Annotated in this window: 19 protein-coding genes and 1 pseudogene; 14 read left to right on the forward strand and 6 right to left on the reverse strand. The window is 71.6% G+C overall.

The features are described 5' to 3' along the window. Nucleotides 1–33: 33 nt before the first annotated feature. Nucleotides 34–450, reverse strand: a complete 417-nt coding sequence (locus LMU33_RS07280) for a hypothetical protein (RefSeq protein ID WP_228618440.1) — start codon at nt 448–450, stop codon at nt 34–36. A 103-nt stretch (nt 451–553) separates the two neighbouring features. Next, nucleotides 554–1,339: a DUF8842 C-terminal domain-containing protein gene (locus LMU33_RS07285; RefSeq protein ID WP_228618442.1), complete on the reverse strand. Its 786-nt coding sequence runs from the start codon at nt 1,337–1,339 to the stop codon at nt 554–556. 539 nt (nt 1,340–1,878) lie between these two features. Between LMU33_RS07285 and LMU33_RS07290 the strand changes: the two genes are divergently transcribed. Both LMU33_RS07290 and LMU33_RS07295 read left to right on the forward strand, forming a co-directional pair. Beyond that, nucleotides 1,879–2,541, forward strand: a complete 663-nt coding sequence (locus LMU33_RS07290) for a LysM peptidoglycan-binding domain-containing protein (RefSeq protein WP_228618444.1) — start codon at nt 1,879–1,881, stop codon at nt 2,539–2,541. Nucleotides 2,542–2,618: 77 nt separating this feature from the next. After that, nucleotides 2,619–3,668, forward strand: coding sequence for a helix-turn-helix transcriptional regulator (locus LMU33_RS07295; RefSeq protein ID WP_228618446.1), 1,050 nt, complete (start codon nt 2,619–2,621; stop codon nt 3,666–3,668). On the opposite strand, the pseudogene ctaD reads toward LMU33_RS07295, so the two are convergent. Beyond that, nucleotides 3,556–5,241: pseudogene (ctaD, locus tag LMU33_RS07300) on the reverse strand (aa3-type cytochrome oxidase subunit I); the annotation flags it as partial. The gene LMU33_RS07295 and the pseudogene ctaD overlap by 113 nt on opposite strands. A 412-nt stretch (nt 5,242–5,653) precedes the next feature. Between ctaD and LMU33_RS07305 the strand changes: the two are divergent. Then, entirely contained in the window at nt 5,654–5,869 is a 216-nt protein-coding gene (locus LMU33_RS07305; RefSeq protein WP_228618448.1) for an I78 family peptidase inhibitor, read from the forward strand. A gap of 118 nt (nt 5,870–5,987) precedes the next feature. Here LMU33_RS07305 and LMU33_RS07310 read toward each other — a convergent pair whose 3' ends face one another. Together LMU33_RS07310 and LMU33_RS07315 are read right to left on the reverse strand one after the other, a co-directional pair. Next, entirely contained in the window at nt 5,988–7,001 is a 1,014-nt protein-coding gene (locus tag LMU33_RS07310; protein WP_228618450.1) for a phosphatase PAP2 family protein, read from the reverse strand. A 237-nt stretch (nt 7,002–7,238) separates the two neighbouring features. Then, nucleotides 7,239–8,555 carry a glycosyltransferase family 39 protein gene (locus tag LMU33_RS07315; RefSeq protein WP_228618452.1) on the reverse strand — a complete coding sequence of 439 codons (1,317 nt, stop codon included), beginning with the start codon at nt 8,553–8,555 and terminating at the stop codon, nt 7,239–7,241. A 259-nt stretch (nt 8,556–8,814) separates the two neighbouring features. Between LMU33_RS07315 and LMU33_RS07320 the strand changes: the two genes are divergently transcribed. After that, nucleotides 8,815–10,464 (forward strand): MFS transporter, encoded by a 1,650-nt coding sequence (locus tag LMU33_RS07320; protein ID WP_228618453.1) that lies wholly within the window; start codon nt 8,815–8,817, stop codon nt 10,462–10,464. Between the two features lie 89 nt (nt 10,465–10,553). Next, nucleotides 10,554–11,744: an acyl-CoA dehydrogenase family protein gene (locus LMU33_RS07325; RefSeq protein ID WP_228618455.1), complete on the forward strand. Its 1,191-nt coding sequence runs from the start codon at nt 10,554–10,556 to the stop codon at nt 11,742–11,744. Nucleotides 11,745–11,781: 37 nt separating this feature from the next. On the opposite strand, the gene LMU33_RS07330 is transcribed toward LMU33_RS07325, so the two are convergent. Continuing rightward, nucleotides 11,782–12,219, reverse strand: a complete 438-nt coding sequence (locus LMU33_RS07330) for a cell division protein SepF (RefSeq protein WP_228618457.1) — start codon at nt 12,217–12,219, stop codon at nt 11,782–11,784. Nucleotides 12,220–12,487: 268 nt separating this feature from the next. Here LMU33_RS07330 and LMU33_RS07335 point away from each other — a divergent pair, with 268 nt between their 5' ends. The 9 genes from LMU33_RS07335 to LMU33_RS07375 all read left to right on the forward strand — a co-directional run bounded on the left by LMU33_RS07335 (nt 12,488) and on the right by LMU33_RS07375 (nt 21,890). Continuing rightward, nucleotides 12,488–13,669 carry a DUF5685 family protein gene (locus LMU33_RS07335; RefSeq protein WP_228618459.1) on the forward strand — a complete coding sequence of 394 codons (1,182 nt, stop codon included), beginning with the start codon at nt 12,488–12,490 and terminating at the stop codon, nt 13,667–13,669. 430 nt (nt 13,670–14,099) lie between these two features. Further along, nucleotides 14,100–14,261, forward strand: coding sequence for a hypothetical protein (locus LMU33_RS07340; RefSeq protein WP_228618461.1), 162 nt, complete (start codon nt 14,100–14,102; stop codon nt 14,259–14,261). Next, nucleotides 14,258–16,018, forward strand: coding sequence for an FAD/NAD(P)-binding protein (locus tag LMU33_RS07345; RefSeq protein ID WP_228618463.1), 1,761 nt, complete (start codon nt 14,258–14,260; stop codon nt 16,016–16,018). Before LMU33_RS07340 ends, LMU33_RS07345 begins: the two co-directional genes overlap by 4 nt. Next, nucleotides 16,015–16,164: a hypothetical protein gene (locus LMU33_RS07350; protein ID WP_228618465.1), complete on the forward strand. Its 150-nt coding sequence runs from the start codon at nt 16,015–16,017 to the stop codon at nt 16,162–16,164. The genes LMU33_RS07345 and LMU33_RS07350 overlap by 4 nt, the downstream gene beginning before the upstream one ends. A gap of 3 nt (nt 16,165–16,167) precedes the next feature. Continuing rightward, on the forward strand, nt 16,168–17,265 hold the full coding sequence (locus LMU33_RS07355) for an LLM class flavin-dependent oxidoreductase (RefSeq protein WP_228618466.1): 1,098 nt from the start codon (nt 16,168–16,170) through the stop codon (nt 17,263–17,265). Then, nucleotides 17,262–18,530 (forward strand): NtaA/DmoA family FMN-dependent monooxygenase, encoded by a 1,269-nt coding sequence (locus LMU33_RS07360; protein ID WP_228618468.1) that lies wholly within the window; start codon nt 17,262–17,264, stop codon nt 18,528–18,530. Before LMU33_RS07355 ends, LMU33_RS07360 begins: the two co-directional genes overlap by 4 nt. 50 nt (nt 18,531–18,580) lie before the next feature. Beyond that, nucleotides 18,581–19,363 carry a DUF1684 domain-containing protein gene (locus LMU33_RS07365; protein WP_228618469.1) on the forward strand — a complete coding sequence of 261 codons (783 nt, stop codon included), beginning with the start codon at nt 18,581–18,583 and terminating at the stop codon, nt 19,361–19,363. Between the two features lie 237 nt (nt 19,364–19,600). After that, entirely contained in the window at nt 19,601–20,500 is a 900-nt protein-coding gene (locus LMU33_RS07370; RefSeq protein ID WP_228618471.1) for a S1 family peptidase, read from the forward strand. A 307-nt stretch (nt 20,501–20,807) separates the two neighbouring features. Further along, nucleotides 20,808–21,890 carry a S1 family peptidase gene (locus LMU33_RS07375; RefSeq protein ID WP_228618472.1) on the forward strand — a complete coding sequence of 361 codons (1,083 nt, stop codon included), beginning with the start codon at nt 20,808–20,810 and terminating at the stop codon, nt 21,888–21,890. Nucleotides 21,891–21,935: the final 45 nt, after the last annotated feature.

Genomic DNA, 21,935 nt, shown 5'->3' on the forward strand with positions numbered 1-21,935 from the left:
GAGATCCAGGTGCCGCCCTTCACCGTGCGCCGGTCACACGCCCCGGCGCGGCCCCGGAGGCAGCGCCGCCGGAACATGCTGCATCCCGGTGTCCTGCTGCTGCCGCCCGAGGCCGCCGACCCGCTGCCACTGCGACTGCTGCCGCGCGCTGTAGGCCCCGGCGCTGTAGGCGCTGTACGAGCTGCTGAACGACCCCGGCCGGTGGCCGCCGTACGGGCCGGTGGCATAGGTGCCCGTACGGTCCTGCAGGAGACCGAAGGGACTGAACCTCAGCCCCTCCTCCCCGCTGCGGTCACCGGGCAACGTGCGGAAGGTCTTGACCCACTCCGCGTAGAGCATGTCGTAGATCGGCGTCGCCGAGGCGCCCCCGACCCCGTCCTGCGTCGCCCGAGCGGACGGAACGGAGCCGAAGGCGGACCGGCGTGGGGGAGGAATGTCGTATGCGTGCACGTGTGTCCAAACGACCGGGGCGTCAAAGAGATGCGGTTGTGCAACCCCCTGGGGGTGCCCGGGGCGCCGGCGACGCACAGCCCTCGTCCCTCGGGCGGGAAGATCAGGTACCCGCGAGCGGAAGCGCCGCCGCGACCAGCTTCCCGCTCGCCGCGGCCTTGTCGAGGGACTCCCGCAGCAGATCCTCCCGCGGCTGCCGCCCGATCGACCCCACCGGCGCCGCGAACAGCACAACCTGCTGGTGCTTGTTCGCGGCGGCCCGCCAGCTGTCCGTGACCTGCAGCGGCTGGTGCGCCTGCCACCAGGCGACCGGCTGCCCGCCGTGCGCCGAGGGCTGCAGCACCGCGTGCAGCCGGCCCACGGCCAGCAGGACCGACCAGCCGTGCAGCACCGGCGGCACGGACGCCAGCTCCGTCAGCGGCATGAACCCCTGTTCGATGAGGAGCGGGAGGAAGTCGTCGCCGGCCCCGGTGGAGCCCGGGCGCACGATCGGCGAGGTCGGCTCGACCACGAGCGCGGGGTGCAGTTCGCCCTCGATCAGGACGAGCCCGCTGGTCACGCCGAGCACCGCCTGCTCGGGCGCGGTCTGTCGCTGCTCGCCCGCCGCGGCGCCGACGCCGCCGATGGACCGGACGGCGCCCTGCAGCTGCTCCTCGGTGACCTGGACGACCTGCGAGGGCAGGCAGCTGGCGTGGGCGAAGGCGAGGACGGCGGTCTCGTCGCCGACGAACAGAACGGTGCTGGTGCGCTCCTGCTCGGAGTCGCCCGGGGTGCGGCAGGACGTGCAGTCGTAACTGCCCGGGGCGTTCTCTCCGGCGAGCAGCCGGTCGGCTTCTTCGTCGCCGATCTCGGCGCGTACGGCGTCACTGACGTCGAGCATGCGCGGCACGATGGCTCCCTCGGGATGCGTGCTGAGGTCGGCCGGGTGGCTCCCGGCCGCTGAGTTCCGGGGTTCCGGGCTCATGAAGAAGACAACGGACGTCCTGTGGTGGGAGTCACGCCCCGGGTGCGACCGGTTCGAACCAACCAGCGCATACGGTCACCGTCGGTCCGGAATGTGCTACTCACGGTCAACTCGTCCCCACGTCAAGGAACTTGACGGGGTGAAGTGAATCACAGATCGCTTCTGCCGTTGGTCGACAAATCCGGAAATCAGCGAATGTAGTGGGTGGCCTAAAATCGCCGATACTCGCGGTAACCGGCAACTGGCCTGGAATGACAAGGAGTTGGTTGATTCCGACCGCTCGCCCTCCCTACATTCCTCCGCCGTGTGCAACGAGCACCGCTCGGGTACGTCCGACACCCGGCACCGGCACAGCACCACCGCCGGCACCGGTCACGCGGACGGGGCGGGCACGAGCAACCGCGGTCCTGCGCGGCGAGGCGTGCTCCGCCCGGGGGAACCCGGGTTCGTGGAGAGGGAATTACATGTCCGAGTGTGCCGATACCACCCGCAACACCGCCCGTCCCGACGGCGCCCGCAAGGGCCGTACGACGGCCGCGCTGGCCGGGGCCGCGCTGCTGGCCCCGCTGGGACTGCTGGCCGCCACCGGCAACGCCGCCGCGGCCGACAACGGAGTGTGGGACCGCATCGCCCAGTGCGAGAGCGGCGGCAACTGGCACATCAACACCGGCAACGGCTACTACGGCGGGCTCCAGTTCTCCGCCGGCACCTGGCGCGCGTACGGCGGCACCGCCTACGCCCCGACGGCCGACCAGGCCTCCAGGGGAGCGCAGATCGCCGTCGCCACCAAGGTCCAGCAGGCCCAGGGCTGGGGCGCCTGGCCGGTCTGCTCGGGCCGCGCCGGAGCCTCCGGCGCCGCCCCGGCGGCCGCGACCACCGGTACGAGCGTCGACAAGGGCAGCGTGACGGCGAAGTCCGCCCCGGCGAAGGCACCGGAACACCCGGCCGGCCACACCAACCGCAGCGAGTCCCGGGGCACGGGTGACTACACCGTCCGCGAGGGCGACACCCTGAGCGCCGTCGCCGAGCGGCACGGCACCACCTGGCAGCGGCTCTACGCCGCCAACAAGAAGGTCATCGGCGACGACCCGAACCTGATCGTGCCGGGCCAGCGCCTCGCGCTCTGATCACCGGGCACCCGCGCAGAGCAGCCGCTGTCCGTCGAGGACAGCGGCTGTCCGCGTTCCCTGACAGACTCGGCCCCATGTTGGAGACCTCGGCACGTCTGCTGCGGCTGCTCTCGCTGCTCCAGGCCCACCGCGAGTGGTCCGGCGCCGAACTCGCCGACCGGCTCGGCGTCACGACGCGCACGGTCCGCCGGGACGTGGACCGGCTGCGCGAGCTCGGCTACCCGGTCAACGCCAGCCCCGGCACCGGCGGCGGCTACCAGCTGGGCGCGGGCGCCGCACTCCCGCCGCTGCTGCTGGACGACGACGAGGCCGTGGCCGTCGCCGTCGGCCTGCGCACCGCCGCCGGGCAGGGCATCGAGGGCATCGGCGAGACCTCCGTACGGGCCCTCGCCAAGCTGGAACAGGTGCTGCCGGGCCGGCTGCGCCGCCGGGTGAGCGCCCTGGGCGCCTTCACCGTGCCGATGCTGCGCGGCGGCCCGCCGGCCGCGGACGTCGACCCGGCGCTCCTCACCGAACTGGCCAACCTGTGCCGGGACGCCGAGCGGCTGCGCTTCGCGTACCGCACGCACGACGGCGCGGACAGCCGCCGTACCGTCGAGCCGCACCGGCTGGTGTGCACCGAGCGGCGCTGGTACCTGGTCGCCTGGGACGTCGACCGGGCGGACTGGCGCACCTTCCGCGTCGACCGCATCACCCCCACACCGCCGCACGGGCCCCGCTTCACCCCGCGCGAGCCGCCCGCGGAGGACCTGGCCGCCTACGTCTCGAAGGGCGTCTCCACGCGCGCGTACGCCACGCATTCCGCGGTACGGCTGCTGGTGCCGCTGCACGAGGCCGCCGAGCGGATCTCGCCGTCGGCCGGGACGCTGGAGGCCGACGGCGAGGACACCTGCGTCCTGCGCAGCGGGGCGCCGAACCTCGAGGTGATGGTCATTCACATCATGATGACCGGCTTCGCGTTCGAGGTGATCGAGCCCGCCGGGCTGACCGAGGAGATCAGGAGGATCCGGGACCGGCTCGATGCGGCGCTGGCGCGGACCGCGGTACCTGCTCCTTCGCCACGTACTCCGGGTGATGCAGGTCGAACGCCGGGGACTCCGAGCGGATCCGGGGCAGCGCGTTGAAGTTGTGCCGGGGCGGCGGGCAGGAGGTCGCCCACTCCAGGGACCGGCCGTAGCCCCAGGGGTCGTCGGTCTCGACCTTCTCGCCGTACCTGGCGGTCTTCCAGACGTTGTAGAGGAACGGCAGCGTCGACAGGCCCAGCAGGAACGCGCCGATCGAGGAGACGGTGTTGAGCGCGGTGAAGCCGTCGGCCGCCAGATAGTCGGCGTACCGGCGTGGCATGCCCTCGGCGCCCAGCCAGTGCTGCACCAGGAACGTGGTGTGGAAGCCGACGAACAAGGTCCAGAACTGGATCTTTCCGAGCCGCTCGTCCAGCATCTTCCCGGTGAACTTCGGCCACCAGAAGTAGAAGCCGCCGAAGACCGCGAAGACGACCGTGCCGAACACGACGTAGTGGAAGTGCGCGACGACGAAGTACGAGTCCGTGACGTGGAAGTCCAGCGGCGGAGACGCCAGGATCACCCCGGTCAGGCCGCCGAACAGGAAGGTCACCAGGAAGCCCGCCGCCCACAGCATCGGCGTCTCGAAGGACAGCGAGCCGCCCAGCATCGTGCCGGTCCAGTTGAAGAACTTCACGCCCGTCGGCACCGCGATCAGGAACGACATGAAGGAGAAGAACGGCAGCAACACCGCGCCCGTGGCGAACATGTGGTGAGCCCACACCACGACCGACAGCCCGGTGATCGCCATCGTCGCGGCGACCAGCGTCAGGTAGCCGAAGACCGGCTTACGGCTGAACACCGGGATGATCTCCGTGATGATCCCGAAGAACGGCAGCGCGATGATGTACACCTCGGGGTGCCCGAAGAACCAGAACAGGTGCTGCCACAGCAGCGCCCCGCCGTTCGCCGCCTCGAACACCTGCGAACCGAACCGCCGGTCCGCCTCCAGCACCAGCAGCGCCGCCGCCAGCACCGGGAACGCCAGCAGGATCAGGATCGACGTGAACAGCGTGTTCCAGGTGAAGATCGGCATCCGGAACATCGTCATGCCCGGCGCGCGCATCCCGACGATCGTGGTGATGAAGTTGACCGCGCCCAGGATCGTCCCGAAGCCGGACAGTGCCAGCCCCATGATCCACAGATCCGGACCGACGCCGGGGGAGTGCAGGGAGTCGTTGAGCGGCGCGTAGGCGAACCAGCCGAAGGCCGCGGGCCCGTCCGGGGTGAACAGCGAGCCGAGCACGATCAGCCCGCCGAAGGCGAACAGCCAGTACGACAGCATGTTCAGCCGCGGGAAGGCCACGTCCGGCGCGCCTATCTGCAACGGCATCAGCTCGTTGGCGAAGCCCGCGAAGCTCGGGGTCGCGAAGAGCAGCAGCATGATCGTGCCGTGCAGCGTGAACAGCTGGTTGTACTCCTCGTTGCTCATGATCTGCAGACCCGGCCGGGCCAGTTCGGCACGCATCAGCAGCGCCATGACCCCGCCGGCCAGGAAGAAGCCGAACGCCGTGACCAGGTACAGATGCCCGATCTTCTTGTGGTCGGTGGTGGTGAGCCAGTCGACCACCACCCGGCCGGCCCGGTCCCTGCCGCGCACCGGCCCTGCCGTCGCCCCCGCGGTCTCCGTCCCCATCGCTTCGCCGCCTCTTCGCATCGTCGCGCCCGGGCCCGCCGCGGCACGCCTACCCGCGGACCGGCGCCATGATGCTCGCGGGGTCATCCGCTCCGACAGGGGGCGTGCGGCGTTGATGTGCTGAATCCGTGAAAATTCCCATGCGGCGTCAGATGCCCTGGCATCACTGCCGGATTCCGCGGGTAATCACATACCCGGACCCGTCAGGAGCCAGGGAGTGGAACTTTCCGCCGGGTAATTCGACGGGCTGCTCAGGGGGGCGCCAATTCTGTTCGATTATCCCGGCGCGGCTCTTCCCGAAACGCCCGTACGTGTGACCCGGTTCGAGGGAAACGCGGCCCCACAGCTGTGACAGAAGTGTGACGGTAGCCGGATACGGCTCTTACCTTGCGCTGCGCGGTAGCGTGGCGGCATGCCACCGATTCCCACTCCGCCAGCGGAGCCCCAGGACAGTCCGGACGGGTACGTCGGCCTCGACGCCGAGCACGCGGAGCGGCTCGCTCGGGACCGGGGATGGTCGACGGTACGGTCGCTGCCGCCGGGTGCGATCATCACCATGGAGTACCGGGCGGGCCGGCTGAACTTCGAGGTGCGGGACGGCGTGGTGGCCCGTGCCTGGAAGGGCTGAGGGCCGCCCCTTTCGGGCACATGCAGGGCGAAGGCCCCGTTTCCCTCCTTCGGGAAGCGGGGCCTTCGTCGTGTGCGCGGGGCCGTTGTGCGTACCGGGCCCGGGCGTCAGCGGCGCGTCACGGCCGGGCCGGCTGGGTCGTGCCGCGCGGGAGGCGGTCGGCGTGCGGCGGGCGGCGGCTGCCCGCCGGGGTGACCGGAGTGCGTTCCGAACGGGTCGTGTGCGGTCCCGGGGCCAGATGCGCCGGGCCTCTGGAGGCGCGGGCCGAGGCGACCGGCTCGCGCGCCGGGGCCGGCTGCTCGGCCGGTGCGCCGAGCGGCCTGAGCGCCACCGGTGTGACCGGCACTGCCGGTTCGGCCACGGGACGGCCGCGGCGGGCGCGCCAGCGGTCGCGCAGATCGAACAGGGCGGTCTCGGCCCTGGCGATCAGCGGCTCGAACCACGGCAGGGCGAGCAGGATCAGCAGACCGGCGGCCCAGCCCAGCAGCACGTCGCTCAGCCAGTGCGTACCGAGGTAGACGGTGGTGAGGCCGACGCCCAGCGACGTGATCGCGGACAGCGCCGACAGCCAGCGGCGCGCTCTCGGGGTGGAGGCCAGATAGGCCAGGATGCCCCAGGTCACCACCGCGTTGGCGGTGTGGCCGCTGGGGAATATATCGCCGCCCAGGCCCATCTCGTTCGAGCCGATCACGGTCGCGTAGTGCGGACCGAGGCGCCCCATGCCGAGCTTGGCGGCGCCGACCGTGATGTTGAGCAGCAGCAGCGAGGTGGCCAGGGTGAGCAGCGGGCGCAGCGTGTGCTGCCGCCAGGAGCGCCAGCCCAGCCAGGCCGCGACCATCACCGCGGTGGGGCCGCGCTGGCCGAGCACCACGTAGTAGTCGAGGAAGGCGTGGATCTGCGGCCACTGCTGGTACGGCCGGAAGAACATGACCTGCCAGTCGAGCCGGACCAGCCAGGACGTGATCACCACGGCCCACACGATCGCCAGGTAGAAAGCCAGGGTCGCGGTGAAGAGAACGACCCGGTGCCGGCTCATACTTGGCACATCGATGTGGGCCGGTCGTTCCGGCTCACGGTCGAGTCTGGCGAACACCCGGTCCAGACGCCGGGTGAGGTTTCGTTCGGTACGCACCCAATCGACGTTACAGCGGGTGAGCTGTGGTCCCGGTCGAAACAGCGGGTTTGTGATGACGATGTGATGTGGGAAACCTCTCAAGCGCGGCCCGAATTCCAGGCATTCCGCAATCCTGTGAGGTCGTTCTCTTCAATTCCTTTGATCATGCCGGGCGTTGTTTATATGCCGCTTATGAATGCGTTAACCCGGTCCTGGCGCGGAATTTTCCGGGGCGTCATCGGCCGGTGAAGTCGATCATGGAGGACCGGAGCCGTTCAGCCAGAACGCCCCGTAGACCGCCGTGGCGACCGCCAACCCGGCCGTGACCAGCACGGATCGGGACGTGCGCAGCCGGGCGAGGGCGCAGGCGAGCGGCAGCAGCACGGGGAAGGCGGGCATCAGCAGCCGTGGCTTGGAGCCGAAGTAGCTCGACGCGCACAGGGCGAGGGCGAGGACGACTCCGGTGTACACCAGCAGCTCGACCGGCTGACGCCTTCGGACGCCGGTCGCGTACAGCCACAGCAGCAGGGCCACCCCGATGATCAGGCCGGCCCCGGCGAACGCGGACGGAAATGACGTGAACTTGTCGGCCACGAAGCGTGCGAACGCATAGCCGCCGTCGAACCCGTTGCGCCATCCGGCCTGAACGTCCAGGTACCCGAGCACTCCTCTTCCGGTCCGCCGCCCGACCCAGAGCACGTAGCCGGCGGCGCCGAGCGGAGCGATCACCATGCCGAGCACACGGCGCCACGCGGGGGCGGGTGGGGCGCAGGGGGCGTGAGTGGCTGCCGGTGCTTCAGGGAGCTGTGGGTTGTGGGAAACGTTGCGCGCGCCGGGTGTGCGAGCGGGGGCTTGCGTGCCGCCGGACGCGCCCAGCGCGGGCGCGGGGGCGCGTCCGTCATTGTGCGTGCCGGGTATGTGCATCGCGCTCCGGTGCCGCACGAACGAGAGCACGCCCGCCACCCACACCGCCGCGACCACCGCCGCGCCCACCGGCCGGGTCAGCCCCGCCAGCGCCGCCAGCGTGCCCGCGGTGATCCACCGGCCGGTCAGCAGCGCGTACAGCGACCAGGCCGCCAGCGCCGTGAACAGCGACTCGCTGTACGCCATCGACTGCACGATCCCGACCGGCAGCACGGCCCACAGCAGGACGGCGCACATCCCCGCCCGCGGGCCGTACACCCGCTCGGCGACGGCGAAGATCCCGCAGGCCGCGGCGAGCGAGGCGAGCAGGCTGACGACGAAACCGGCGTCCGCGTACGACAGCGGGGTGACCGCGTGCAGCAGCCGCTCCAGCCACGGCAGCAGCGGAAAGAACGCGAGATCGGAGTGCACGTCGCCGTTCGGCAGCCGCACCTCGTAGCCGTACCCCGGCCCGGCGACCCGGGTGTACCACAGCGAGTCCCAGCGTGCGGTCAGCAGGGTGTACGCGCTCTTGCCGCGCGCGGCGCTCCACAGCGCCAGCACGACCAGCCCCAGGGCGCGCACCGCCGCATAGCCCAGGAGGGCCGGGGCCGCCCGGCGCAGAAGTGGGGCGTGGGGCGGGGCCCCGCGCGTGTCAAGATCGGTCACGGACTCGATTATCGACGGGCGGCGGAACCGGACCGGCCCCCGGGGCGTGGTCAAGGGGGGCCGACGTGGCGTACGCCACACGGGTTCCGTCCTGCGTGTGAGAGGTCCGCCACGTGTCGTGCTGGTGAACTCGCGTACGCTGACGAGTCACCCGCGTGGGTTTGCGCAGGCCGGAGACCCCGCTCCTCTCCGGCCGTACGACAGGGAGTCCCCACCTTGTCGGTCCGCCCCGCGCGCGGCACATCTGGGAGGTACGTACATGTCCGGGACGACCACGGCTGCCGTACGGCCGCGCCGTCGGGCGGCCGGTGCCGGTGCCAACCGCTGGGTCGTCCTCGTCGTCCTCTGCGTCAGCCTGCTGCTCGTCGCCCTCGACGCGACCGTGCTGCACGTGGCGGTCCCCGCCGTCACCGCGGACCTCAAGCCCAGTGCCATAGAACTGCTCTGGATCGTCGACGTCTATCCGCTGGTCTGCGCCTCGCTGCTGATCCTCTTCGGCACCCTCGGCGACCGGGTCGGCCGCAGACGCGTCCTGCTGCTCGGCTACGGCCTGTTCGGCGTCGCCTCCGCCGTGGCCGCCCTGGCACAGACCGCCGAGACGCTGATCCTCGCCCGCGCGCTGCTCGGCGTCGGCGGCGCCATGATCATGCCGGCCACCCTGTCGATCCTGCGTCAGGTCTTCCCCGACCGGCGCGAGCGCGCGCTCGCGATCGGCATCTGGAGCGCGGTGGCCGCCGTCGGCGCGGCCGTCGGCCCGCTGCTCGGCGGTTTCCTGCTGGAGCACTTCTGGTGGGGCGCGGTCTTCCTCGTCAACATCCCGCTGATGCTGGTCAGCCTGCCGGTGGGCCGGATCCTGCTGCCCGAGTCGCGCGGGAAGCAGAGCGGCCCCTGGGACGTCGTCGGCGCCCTGATGGCGGCCGGCGGCCTCTTCGGCGTCGTCCTCGGCGTGAAGCGGCTGGGCGGGGGAGAGGCACCGGCGAGTCCCTTCACCCTGCTGCCGTTGCTGGCCGGCGCGGCCCTCCTCGTCCTCTTCGTACGGCGCCAGCGCAGGCTCGCGCATCCGCTGGTGGACCTGCGGATGTTCCGCCGGCCCGCGTTCAGCACCTCGGTGGGCTGCATCGTGCTGGCGATGCTCGCACTGGTCGGCCTGGAGCTGATCGCCGCCCAGTACCTGCAACTGGTGCTCGGGCTCTCCCCCCTGGAGACCGGCCTGAGGCTGCTGCCCCTGACCGTCGCGGCGATGGCGGCGGGCCTGGCGGGCGCGCGGATGCTGCGCCGCTTCGGACCGCGCCGGATGGTCTGCTTCGGCTTCTGCCTCACCGCCGCCGCGGTCGTGACGCTCACCGCGATGGGCGGCACCGACAACGCACCGCTGCTGCTGTCCGGTTTCGTGCTGCTCGGCTTCGGTCTGGAGACCACGCTCTTCGGCGCGTACGAGTCGATGCTCAGCGAGTGCCATGCCGACCAGGCCGGCGGCGCGGCGGCGATCGGCGAGACCTCGTACCAACTCGGCGCCGGCATCGGCATCGCGCTGCTCGGCAGCGTGATGAACGCGGCCTACGCGCCGCATCTGCGCTCGGTGCCGGGCGTTCCCCAGCACGCCTCGGACGCGGCCGGCCACTCGCTCGGCGAGGCCTACGAGGTCGCCGGGCGGCTCGGTGGCCCCGTCGGGGCGGCGCTGCGCCGGACAGCGCGGGACTCCTTCGTGCACGGGCTGCATGTGACGCTGCTGGTGAGCGCGGTGCTGTTGCTGCTGGGCGCGGTGATGGCGCTGCGGCTGCCGCGGGTCATGCAGTGCGCGGAGCCCGCGGCGACGGTGGAACTGCCCGCGCCGCGGGAAGAGGAGAGGGAAGCGGAGAGCGAACAGCAACGGGAAACGGCGGCGGTGGAGTCCGGCGTCTCGGCCTGACGTACTGGACGTGCGGGACACCGCGCCGTAACGTCGGCGGCAAACAACTGGCTAGCGGTGCTAGTTTTCTGTGTGCCGGAGGGTGTCCCATGTCCGCGTCCGCGAAGTTGCCCCCCTTCGATCCCGCCGACCCGCTCGGGATCGACGACCTGCTGGAACCGGAGGACCTGGCCGTGCGGGACACCGTGCGGGCCTGGGCGGCGGACCGTGTGCTGCCCCACGTCGCCGAGTGGTACGAGAAGGGGGAGCTGCCCGGCATCCGTGAGCTCGCCAAGGAGCTCGGCGGGATCGGGGCGCTCGGGATGTCGCTCAGCGGATACGGGTGCGCGGGGGCCAGTGCCGTGCAGTACGGCCTGGCCTGCCTGGAACTGGAGGCCGCCGACTCCGGCATCCGGTCCCTCGTCTCCGTGCAGGGCTCCCTCGCCATGTACGCGATCCACCGGTTCGGCAGCGAGGAGCAGAAGCAGCAGTGGCTGCCCCGCATGGCGGCCGGCGAGGTGATCGGCTGCTTCGGGCTGACCGAGCCCGACCACGGCTCCGACCCCGCCTCCATGCGCACCCACGCCAAGCGCGACGGCGACGACTGGGTCCTCAGCGGCCGCAAGATGTGGATCACCAACGGGTCGGTCGCCGGGGTGGCCGTCGTCTGGGCGCAGACCGAGGACGGCATCCGCGGCTTCGTCGTTCCCACCGACACCCCCGGCTTCTCGGCGCCGGAGATCAAGCACAAGTGGTCCCTGCGCGCCTCGGTCACCAGCGAACTGGTGATGGACGACGTACGACTGCCCGCAGACGCCGTACTCCCGGAGGGCACCGGACTGCGCGGACCGCTCAGCTGTCTGTCGCATGCCCGCTACGGCATCGTCTGGGGCGCGATGGGCGCGGCGCGCAGCAGCTTCGAGGCGGCGCTCGACTACGCGAAGACGCGGGAGCAGTTCGGGCGGCCCATCGGCGGCTTCCAGCTCACCCAGGCCAAGCTCGCCGACATGGCGGTCGAACTGCACAAGGGGATCCTGCTCGCCCACCATCTCGGGCGGCGGATGGACGCCGGCCGCCTGCGCCCCGAGCAGGTCAGCTTCGGCAAGCTCAACAACGTCCGCGAGGCCATCGAGATCTGCCGTACGGCGCGGACGATCCTCGGTGCCAACGGGATCTCCCTGGAATACCCCGTGATGCGGCACGCCACCAACCTCGAGTCGGTGCTCACCTACGAGGGCACCGTCGAGATGCACCAGCTCGTGCTGGGCAAGGCGCTCACCGGGCTCGACGCCTTCCGCTGATCCCCGTCAGCAGGCAGGGCCGGTGAGCGGCCCTGCCTCAGCTCTGGTTGAAGAAGCCGTCCTCGCGGTGGGTGGACGCCTCGCCGCTGATGATCTGTGTGTCGGCCGGCGTGAGCAGGAACACCCGGTTGGACACGCGGTCGATCGAGCCGCGCAGACCGAAGATGAGCCCCGCCGCGAAGTCCACGACCCGCTTGGCGTCGCCGGGCTCCATGTTGGTGAGGTTCATGATGACCGGGACCCCGTCCCGGAACAGTTCGCCGATGGCGCGGGCGTCCCGGAAGCTGTCCGGGTTGACCGTGCCGATCCGGCGGCCCTTCTCCTCGGCCGTGTCCGAGGCCACCTTCACCCGGGGGTCGGTGACCCAGGCGCCCTCGGATTCGGTGCCCTCGGAGTACTCGTCGTCGTAGTAACGCTCGTCATCGTTGTCGTCGACGAGGCCGAGCCACGCACTCGCCTTGCGTACCGATCCCATGGACGCCTCCTCTCACAGCGGTCTTTTTCTGCTTTCCGCGTCCCTATGGTCATCCATGATGCGGACGGCGCGCCAAGTGGATAGACGCCGCGCGGGGGGTTTGTGACGGTACTGGTGCACAGCCGATCCGTCGAGAGTCCTTGTGCCCCAAGGGTCACGACACGTACGGCTGCTGACTGAGAGTGAAATATGATAGTCAGCGGCGGATGGGTGATGATCGGTGCGTCCGGGTGAACGTCAACGTCGTACCACATCACGGGGGATCGTCGTGTTCGGAATCGTCAGACCGTGCTCTCATCGACTCGGTGAAGTCCTCAAGGCCGAGTGGATGGCGCACTTGTGCGGGCTCTGTCTCGCCCTGCGCCGTGATCACGGGCAGCTCGCGCGTATTGTTACAAACTATGACGGCCTTCTCATCTCGGTCCTGACGGAGGCTCAGGCCGGACGGACCGCCGACGGCCGCCGTACGGCCGGGCCGTGCGCGCTGCGCGGGCTGCGCACCGCGTCCGTCGCCCAGGGCGAGGGCGCCCGGCTCGCCGCCGCCGTCTCGCTGGTGCTCGCCGCGGCGAAGGTGCGCGACCATGTCGCCGACCGGGACGGGCTGCTGGCCCGCCGCCCCATGGCCGCCGCCGCGCGCCGGGTCGCCGCGGGCTGGGGCAGGGCAGGCGCCCACAGCGGCGCCGCGGTCGGCTTCGACACCGGCGTCCTCGTCGAGGCCGTCGACCGGCAACTGGGCCTGGAGACCCTGGCCGGGCACGGCACCCCGATCCTGACGGTCACCGAGCCGACCGAGACGGCGACGGCGGCCGCCTTCGCGCACACGGCGGTGCTGGCCGGACGGCCGGGCAACGCGCAGCCCCTCGCGGAGGCGGGCCGGCTCTTCGGCCGGCTCGCGCATCTGCTGGACGCCGTGGAGGACCAGGAGGCCGACGCCGCGTCGGGCGCCTGGAACCCGCTCACCGCCACCGGCACCTCCCGCGCCGAGGCGCGCAGACTCGCCGACGACGCCCTGCACGGCATCCGACTCGCCCTGCGGGAGGCCGAGTTCGCCGACGGCAAGCTGGTCCATCTGCTGCTCGTGCACGAACTGCAGCGCTCCGTGGACCGCGCGTTCGGCACGCGCTCGTGCGGACACGCGCCCGAGGCCTCGTTCGGACCGCCGCCCGGTCACCACGCACCGAACGCGCCGGGCCACCCGTACGGCAACCCCTTCGGCGGGCAGCCGCCGCACCCGGACAAGCGGGGCTTCTGGGCCGGCTGCGCGGCCGCCCTCGGTCTGTGCTGCACCTGCAAGGTGTGCTGCGCCGACGAGTTCGAGGGCCCCTGGTCGCGGAAGAAGCGCGAGGGCTGCTGCGCCGACTGCGACTGCGACTGCGACCTGTCGTGCTGCGAGGCCTGCCAGTGCTGCGAGTGCTGTGAGTGCTGCTCCTGCTGTGACTGCGGGCTGTGACCGTGCCGTTCAGTTCGTCGGTTTCCTGGGTGATCTCCTGAAGCGAAAAGGGGTGCGAAGCGTGAGGGGAGGGGCGCGTGTGAAGGCGTGACGAAAGAAGCGGGAGAACGCGAGGAGGGCGCCCGCCGGACGGCAGGCGCGCGCAGGGGGTCAGCTCAACAGGAACAGGACCACACGCGACCGAAGTCGATGTGGGAGCGGGTGACCAGCCACTGCTGTGGATGCATGGGCCCAAGTGGAACAGGCATCCGGTTCCGCGTCAACTGATCTGAGACGTACGGCTCACAGTCCGGACAGCCTTGACAGTGCACCGAAACGCCCGCGTACTCTCGGTGGACGGCCCTGCTGAGGGGCTCGGCCGTACCCGCGCCGCTCGGCGCGCCCGTGTGAAGGCACCACCCGTGTTCCGCTCACGTCACGGAGCCTTCGCATGTCTTCCGGCACCCTCGCCACAGTCACCACCGCGGTGGAGACACCCGAGCCCGCCAACGCCCCACGGATCGTCCCGCAGCGCCGGTACGGCCGGTGGGCAGCGTTCGGCCGGCACCACATCGACAAGTACTACGCGCGCGGCACGGAGCACGCCCGATGAGGCCGCAGCTGGTGATCGTGGGAGCCGGGCCACGGGGGACCGGGCTGCTGGAACGCATCGCCGCCAACGCCCCCGAGCTGTACGCCGGTCGGGGCCTGGACATCCACCTGGTCGACCCGCACCCGCCGGGCGGCGGCCGCATCTGGCGCCAGGCGCAGTCACCGCTGCTGTGGATGAACTCGCACGCCGAGGACGTCACCATGTTCACCGACGAGACGGTGCTCATGGCCGGCCCGGTGCGCGAGGGCCCCACCCTGCACGAGTGGGCGGGCCTCGACGGCAGCACCTTCGCCGACCGGCAGCTCCAGGGCAGCTATCTGCGCTGGGTGTACGAGCGCGCACGGGCCGAGCTGCCCGAGGGCATCACCGTTCGGCACCATCCCCGGCGTGCCGTCAGGATCGGCGGTCCGCGCGAGGGCCGCCAGCAGGTGTGGCTGGAGGGCGACCCGCGTCCTCTCCCGGCCGACCTGGTGATCCTCGCGATCGGCCACCTTGACGCCCAACTCGGCGATGAACAAGTGGGGTTGGCCGCGTACGCCCGCGAGCACGGCCTGGTGCACCTGCCGCCCGACTTCACCGCCGACAGCGAGCTGTCCCCGCTGAAGCCCGGCGAACCCGTGCTCGTGCGCGGCTTCGGTCTGGCCTTCGTCGACCTGATGGTGCTGCTCACCGAGGACCGCGGCGGGCGGTACGAGGGCGACACCTACGTTCCCTCGGGCCGCGAGCCGGTGCTCTACGTCGGCTCCCGGCGCGGTGTGCCGTACCACGCGAAGATCGGCTACGGCTGGACCGGCGACCGGCCCCCGCTGCCCCGCTTCCTCGGCCCGGCCCAGGTCGAGGACCTGCAGAACCGTCCCGGCGACCTCGACTTCAGGCGCGATGTGTGGCCGCTGGTGGAGAAGGAGCTGGGCTTCGCCCACTACCACCGCCTCTTCACCGCCCATGCCGAACGTACGGCGATGGCCTGGGCCGACTTCGAGGAGAAGTACGCGGCCGCGAGCGACTCCGCCGAGGTGCAGGCGCTGGTCGCCGCCGCCGTTCCGGATCCGGCCGACCGCCTCGACCTCACCGCGCTCGACCACCCGCTGGACGGGGTGCGGTACGCCTCCCACGAGGACTTCCAGGAGGGCCTGCGGGGGTACGTCGAGGCGGACCTGAGCCGCCGTCACGATGCCTCGTACAGCGCGGACCTCGGCGTCTTCCTCGGGCTGCTCTCCGTCTACGGGCAACTCGTCCGCCTCGGGAACATCGGCCCCTGGTGGCACGGCTTCTTCAGCTACCTGGCGTCCGGGCCGCCCGGACCCCGGCTGCGGCAGATGCTCGCACTGTCCCGGGCCGGCCTGCTCAGGTTCGTCGGCGCCGACATGACCGTCACCGCCGAGGACGGGGTGTTCCGGGCCACGAGTCCCACCGTGCCGGGCTTCGCCGTCGAGGCCCGGGCGCTGGTCGAGGCCCGGCTGCCCGAGCCCACCGTCGGCCGGGCCCGCGACCGTCTGCTGCGGGAACTGCATGCCGACGGCGCCGCCGAGACCCGCGACGGACTGCTGCGGGTCGACCCCGGCGACGGCCGGATCCTCGACGGCGCCGGGCGGCCGCATCCGCGGCGCTTCGCGCTCGGCCCGTACACCGACGCCCGTACCCCCGGCGCCTTCACCCGGCCGCGCACCGGAGGGGCCGCGTTCCGGCAGAACGACGCCACCGCCCGGGCGGCGCTGGCCTTCCTGGGCATCTCACTCGAAAGGGAGAACGCGCGATGAGCGATCCGGAGAAGGAGGCGTCGGCGGGCGCGCGCCGGCTGCTGGAGAGGGTCGTCCGGGAGCCCGGGGTGCTGCTGTTCGACGAGCCGGCCTCGGCGCTCGTCGTCACGCACGAGCCCCGGGCGCTTCTGGCGAAGGTGCTGTGAGGCATGGGTGTCTCGTACGGCCGTGGGCCGCTGCATCTCGCCGCCGCCGTGGATCTGCCGGACTGTTTCGGTGCCGAACCGTACCTGGAGCTGGTCCGGCTGGCCGAGCGCGGCGGGCTGGACTTCGTGACGCTGGACGACTCCTTCGCCCGGCCCGGGCCCGACGCGCTCGCCGTGCTGTCCCGGGCGGCGCCCGCGACCCGGCGCATCGGTCTGGTCCCGACCGTCACCACCACCCACACCGAGCCCTTCCGGGTGCAGGCGGCCGTGGCGACGCTGGACTGGGTCAGCGGCGGGCGGGCCGGCTGGCGGATCGGCGTGTCGGCCGGTGAGGGCGAGGCCCGGCTCTTCGGCCGCCGGCCCGCGGCGCCCGGCCCGGACTTGTGGGACGAGGCGGGCGAAGTCGCCGATGTGGCGGCGAGGTTGTGGGACAGCTGGGAGGACGGCGCCGAGATCCGGGACCTGCCGTCCGGCCGTTTCCTGGACCGGGACAAGCTGCACCGCGTCGACTTCACCGGCGCCGCCTTCTCGGTCCGGGGCCCCTCGACCGTGCCCCGGCCGCCGCAGGGCCACCCCGTCCGCCTGGTCGACGCCACCGAGCGCCAGGCCCGCACCGTCGCCGCCCGGTACGCCGACGTGGCCCTGGTCCGCGCCGCGAACCCGGCGCAGGCGACCGCCGCACGCGACGAACTGCGTGACCGAGCCCAGGAGTTCGGGCGGAACCCGGACACCCTGCGGGTCCTGGTGAGCCTGCTCGTCGACCTCGGCGACGGCGAGCACGCGGCCGAGCCCGGACACGGGGGCGGGGGCCCGCGGGCGACCGGGCGGGGGCCGCTGTACCGGGGCGGCCCGGTCGACCTGGCCGACCTGGTCGCCGGCTGGCACGCCGACGGTGTCACCGACGGCTTCCACCTGGTGCCCGTCGAGCCGCGCCGTGACCTGGAGCGGCTGGTCAACGGCACGGTGGCGCTGCTCCAGCACCGCGGCCTGTTCCGCACCTTCTACCCGGGCAGCACCCTGCGCGAGCACCTGGGCCTGACCCGGCCCGCCAACCGGTACGCCGTGACCGGGAGGAACGTCATGACCGGGGGAATGTCATGACCGTACGCCCGCAGATGCACCTGGCGGTACGGTTTCCGGCGGCCGGCGACACAGCGGCCGGTGACACCGTGGTGCGGACCGGTCCGCGCACCGGCTCGCGGATCGCGTTCCCCGCCTGCGAACGCCTCGCCCGCACCGCCGAGCGCGGGCGGTTCGACTTCCTGCTGCTCGACGAGGGACTGCGGCTGCCCGAGCACCGGGGGCGGCTGCACGAGCTGGACCCGGTGGGATGGCCGGAGCCGGTCGCCGTACTGAACGCGCTCGCCGGGGTCACCACGCGGCTGGGGCTCGCCGCCACGGCGGACACCGCCTGCGGCGAGCCGTATGAACTCGCCCGCAGAATAGGCACGTTGGACCATCTGAGCGGGGGCCGGGCGGCCTGGCGGGTGGCGGCCACGCCGGAGGCCGCCGAGAACTTCCGCCCCGGCTTCCATCCGGAGCACGCTCCCCGCTCCACGAGGACCGCCGAGTTCGTCACCGTGGCGCAGTTGTTGTGGGACTCCTGGACACCCGACGGGACGCCCCGGCCGTTCACGCACCGGGGCCGGCACTTCGACCTCGCCGGCGAGTTCGGGCTGCCACGGTCACCGCAGGGGCGGCCCGTGGTGATCCGGGGCGACGACTGCGAGGAGGCACGGGAGCCGGCCGCGGCCACGGCCGATGTGCTCCTCACCCGGCATGCCCCGCTTGCGGCGGCCCGTGCCCGTCGTGCCGAGCTCGGGCGGCGGCTCGCGGCACACGGCCGTGCGCCGCGGGACGTGAAGGTCATGCCCGCCGTCACCGTCGTCCTCGGGGACACCGCCGCCGAGGCGCAGGAGCGGGCCGCCGGGATCAGACGGCAAAGGGTCACCCCGCAGTATGCGCTGTACGCGCTGGAGCGGCTCTGGGGCGTGGACCTCTGCGGCCACGACCCCGACGGCCCGCTGCCCGGGATCGCCCCGCGCAGCGGGGACCGCGAAACCCTGGCGCGCGTCGGGAGATTGCGGGCGCTGGCGGAGGAGAAGGGGCTCTCCAGCCGGGAGACCGTGATCGAGGCGAGCGGCAGGCCGTCCTTCGTCGGCACGCCCGACGCGGTCGCCGCCGATCTCGACGCCCATGTCCGCGAGGGAGCGGTGGACGGTTTCCTGCTCGCGGCCGACGGGCTGGAGGAGTTCGTGGACCGGGTGGTGCCGCTGCTCCAGGAACGTGGTGTGTTCCGCACGGAATACAAGGGCGCCACTCTTCGCTCCCACCTCGGGCTGGATCACCCGGCACGGGAAGGCTGAACACGGTTGAAGGAGTTGGCGCAGGTGACGCGGACGAAAGGAAGGACGGCATGACGACGGAAGCCGCCGATGCGTGGAAGCACTGGCACGAGACGCGCCTCGACGGGGTCTCGGCGCCCTACGGCCCGCTCGCGCTGACCGCCACGCACTGGGTCGAGGACCATCCGGACGGGCGACTTCCGGACATTCCCGGGACTTGGGTTGCCGATGGGGAGGGCGTGGTGCTCACCGCCGGCGAGGCCGACGGCCTGAGCGTGGACGGGCGGCCGTTCGCGGGCGAGGTCCGGCTCACCGCCGACCGCGGTCCGGAGGCGGAGGCGCGGGTCGCGCTGGGGGAGAAGCGGCTGGTCGTTCTGGTGCGCGAGGGCGTGTGGGGCGTGCGGGTCTACGATCCCGGGTCCGCCGCCCGCCGCGCCTTCAAGGGCATCGAGGCCACCCCGTACGACGCCCGTTGGTCGGTGCCGGGGCGGTTCACACCGTACGACGACACCCGCACCGTGCGGGTCGGCAACGCGGACGGGCGCGAGCGGGGGCTCGCCCTTGCCGGTGAGCTCGCCTTCGCCCTGGACGGACAGGAGCTGACGCTGCGGGTCGCACAGCAGGGCGACGGGCTGCTGTGGGCGGTGTTCGCCGACGCCACAAGCGGCGGCAGCAGCTTCCGGTTCCGCTTCCTGTACCCGGCCGCGCCGGACGCCGAGGGGCGTACGACCGTCGACTTCAACCGGGCCCAACTCCCGCCGTGCGCCTTCGCCGACCACTTCGTCTGCCCGTTCCCGCCGCCCGGCAACACACTGGACGTGGCGATCGAGGCGGGGGAGCGCGCGGTGAGCTGACGCGGTGCGGGCCGCGGCGCGTGTGGGCCGAACCGGTGTCAGGGGCTCCTGCGTAAAGGTGGTTTAAAGGCCAACGGCCGAAAGGCACTCTTGTGGCGACCGGTCGTTCGGCCGAATACTCCCCCTCAGCGCTTGTCAGGGGGCATGGATGTTCGGAACCCGGCGCCGCCCCCTGGCTGCGCCTCACGGGCACCGACCCCACATGGGCCCCCGACTTCCCCTGGGAGGGAACGAAAAGTGAGGATCAAGCGCAATACTCCCCACAACGGCACCGCGAGACGGACCCGGCTGATCGCCGTGGCCACCGGCCTCCTGGCCACGGCAGCGTTCGCCGCCCCCACAGCGAACGCCAGCGACGGCCACGCGTTCAGCGCCGCCCAGCTCAGCAAGGCCGACAACGCCGTCCTCAAGGCCGACGTACCCGGTACGGCCTGGGCGGTGGACAGCAAGACCGACCGCGTCCTCGTCACCGTCGACAGCACCGTGTCCAAGGCCGAGATCGCCAAGATCAAGCGGCAGGCCGGCGCCAACGCGGACGCGCTCACCATCAAGCACACGCCCGGCAGGTTCAGCAAGCTGATCAGCGGCGGCGACGCCATCTACGGCGGCCAGTACCGCTGCTCGCTCGGCTTCAACGTGCACAGCGGCAGTACGTACTACTTCCTCACCGCCGGTCACTGCGGCCAGGTGGCCTCGACCTGGTACAGCAACTCCAGTCACAGCACGGTGCTCGGCACCAACGTCGGCTACAGCTTCCCGGGCAACGACTTCGCTCTGGTGCGCTACACCAACTCCTCCATCTCGCACCCGAGCGCGGTGGGCGGTCAGTCCATCACGAGCGCGGCCACGCCGTCCGTGGGCACGACCGTGTACCGGCGTGGTTCCACCACCGGTACGCACAGTGGCCGGGTCACCGCGCTGAACGCCACCGTCAACTACGGCAGCGGTGACATCGTCTACGGGCTGATCCAGACCACGGTGTGCGCCGAGGGCGGCGACAGCGGTGGTCCGCTGTACGCGGGGACCGTGGCCTACGGTCTGACCTCCGGCGGCAGCGGTGACTGCACCTCCGGCGGTACGACGTTCTTCCAGCCGGTGACCGAGGCGTTGAGCTACTACGGGGTCACGCTGCCCTGACACTCCGGCTCGGGTCTTCGGGAGGCCCCCGCACACCAGGTGGTGTGCGGGGGCGTCTCGTTTCGGCCAGGTGGTGTCGTCACCGTCCGGTGAGGGTTACGTGCGTGTCGTGTTTGCTGTGCGAATTCCCCCTGGATGACTGTGCACGGTCAAGCGGAAGGAGGGGTGCAAGCCCTGTCCGTGCGCGTCCTGAAGTCAACCTTGTGTGCTCCCTGTGCCGTTCGGAAGAGTGGACGCTCGTCAACCAGCCTTCCGGTCCGTGGAGTCCCCACGACACGCGGACCATCCCCCCACAGGAGGACGTGAGTTGAAGCACCGACGCATAACCGGGCGGCGGGTCGCCGTGGCCGGTGCGGCAGTCGCCGCACTGGTCGCCGCGGGTGTCACCTTGCAGAATGCGAACGCCAGCGAGCCCGCGAAGTCCGCTCCGGAGCCGAAGGTTCTGTCCGCCCCGGCGGCCGGAAATCTCGCCTCGACCCTGCTGAAGAGCCTCGGCTCCGATGCCGCCGGCAGCTACTACGACGCCCGGGCCAAGAGCCTCGTCGTCAACGTGCTCGACCAGGCCGCGGCGAACGCCGTCGAGGCGGCCGGGGCCAAGGCGAGACTCGTCACCAACTCGTTGGCCGCGCTCGACGGCGCGCGGACGACGCTGAAGAAGGACGCGACCATACCGGGGACGTCATGGGCGACCGACCCGGTCGGCAACAAGGTCGTCGTCACCGCCGACAAGACGGTCTCCGGTGCGCAGTGGGCCAAGCTGAGCAAGGTGGTCGACGGACTGGGCGGCAAGGCCGAACTGAAGCGGTCGAAGGGGGAGTTCAGGCCCTTCGTCGCGGGTGGCGACGCGATCAGCGGGTCCGGCGGGCGCTGCTCGCTCGGCTTCAACGTGGTCAAGGGCGGGCAGCCGTACTTCCTGACCGCCGGGCACTGCACCGCGGCCATCTCCACCTGGTCGGACTCCAGCGGCAAGGAGATCGGGCAGAACGCGGAGTCCCACTTCCCGGGGACCGACTTCGGTCTGGTCAAGTACACGTCACAGGTGGACCACCCGAGTGAGGTCGACCTGTACGACGGGTCCACTCAGAAGATCACCGGTGCCGCCGAGGCGACGGTGGGGATGAAGGTGACGCGCAGCGGGTCGACGACCCACGTGCACGACGGGACGGTCACCGGCCTGAACGCCACGGTGAACTACCAGGAGGGCACCGTCAGCGGTCTCATCCAGACCGATGTGTGCGCCGAGCCCGGGGACAGCGGCGGATCGCTGTTCTCGGGGAGCAGCGCCATCGGGCTGACCTCCGGCGGCAGCGGTGACTGCACCTCCGGCGGGGAGACGTTCTTCCAGCCGGTCACCGCCGCGCTGTCCGCCACGGGGGCGCAGATCGGCTGACGCGTTCGGGCGTGCGTTTCATGGAGCCCCGTCCCCGGGTGTGCG

The organism is Streptomyces barringtoniae, assembly GCF_020819595.1.
In the GTDB taxonomy this organism is placed as follows: Bacteria; Actinomycetota; Actinomycetes; order Streptomycetales; family Streptomycetaceae; genus Streptomyces; species Streptomyces barringtoniae.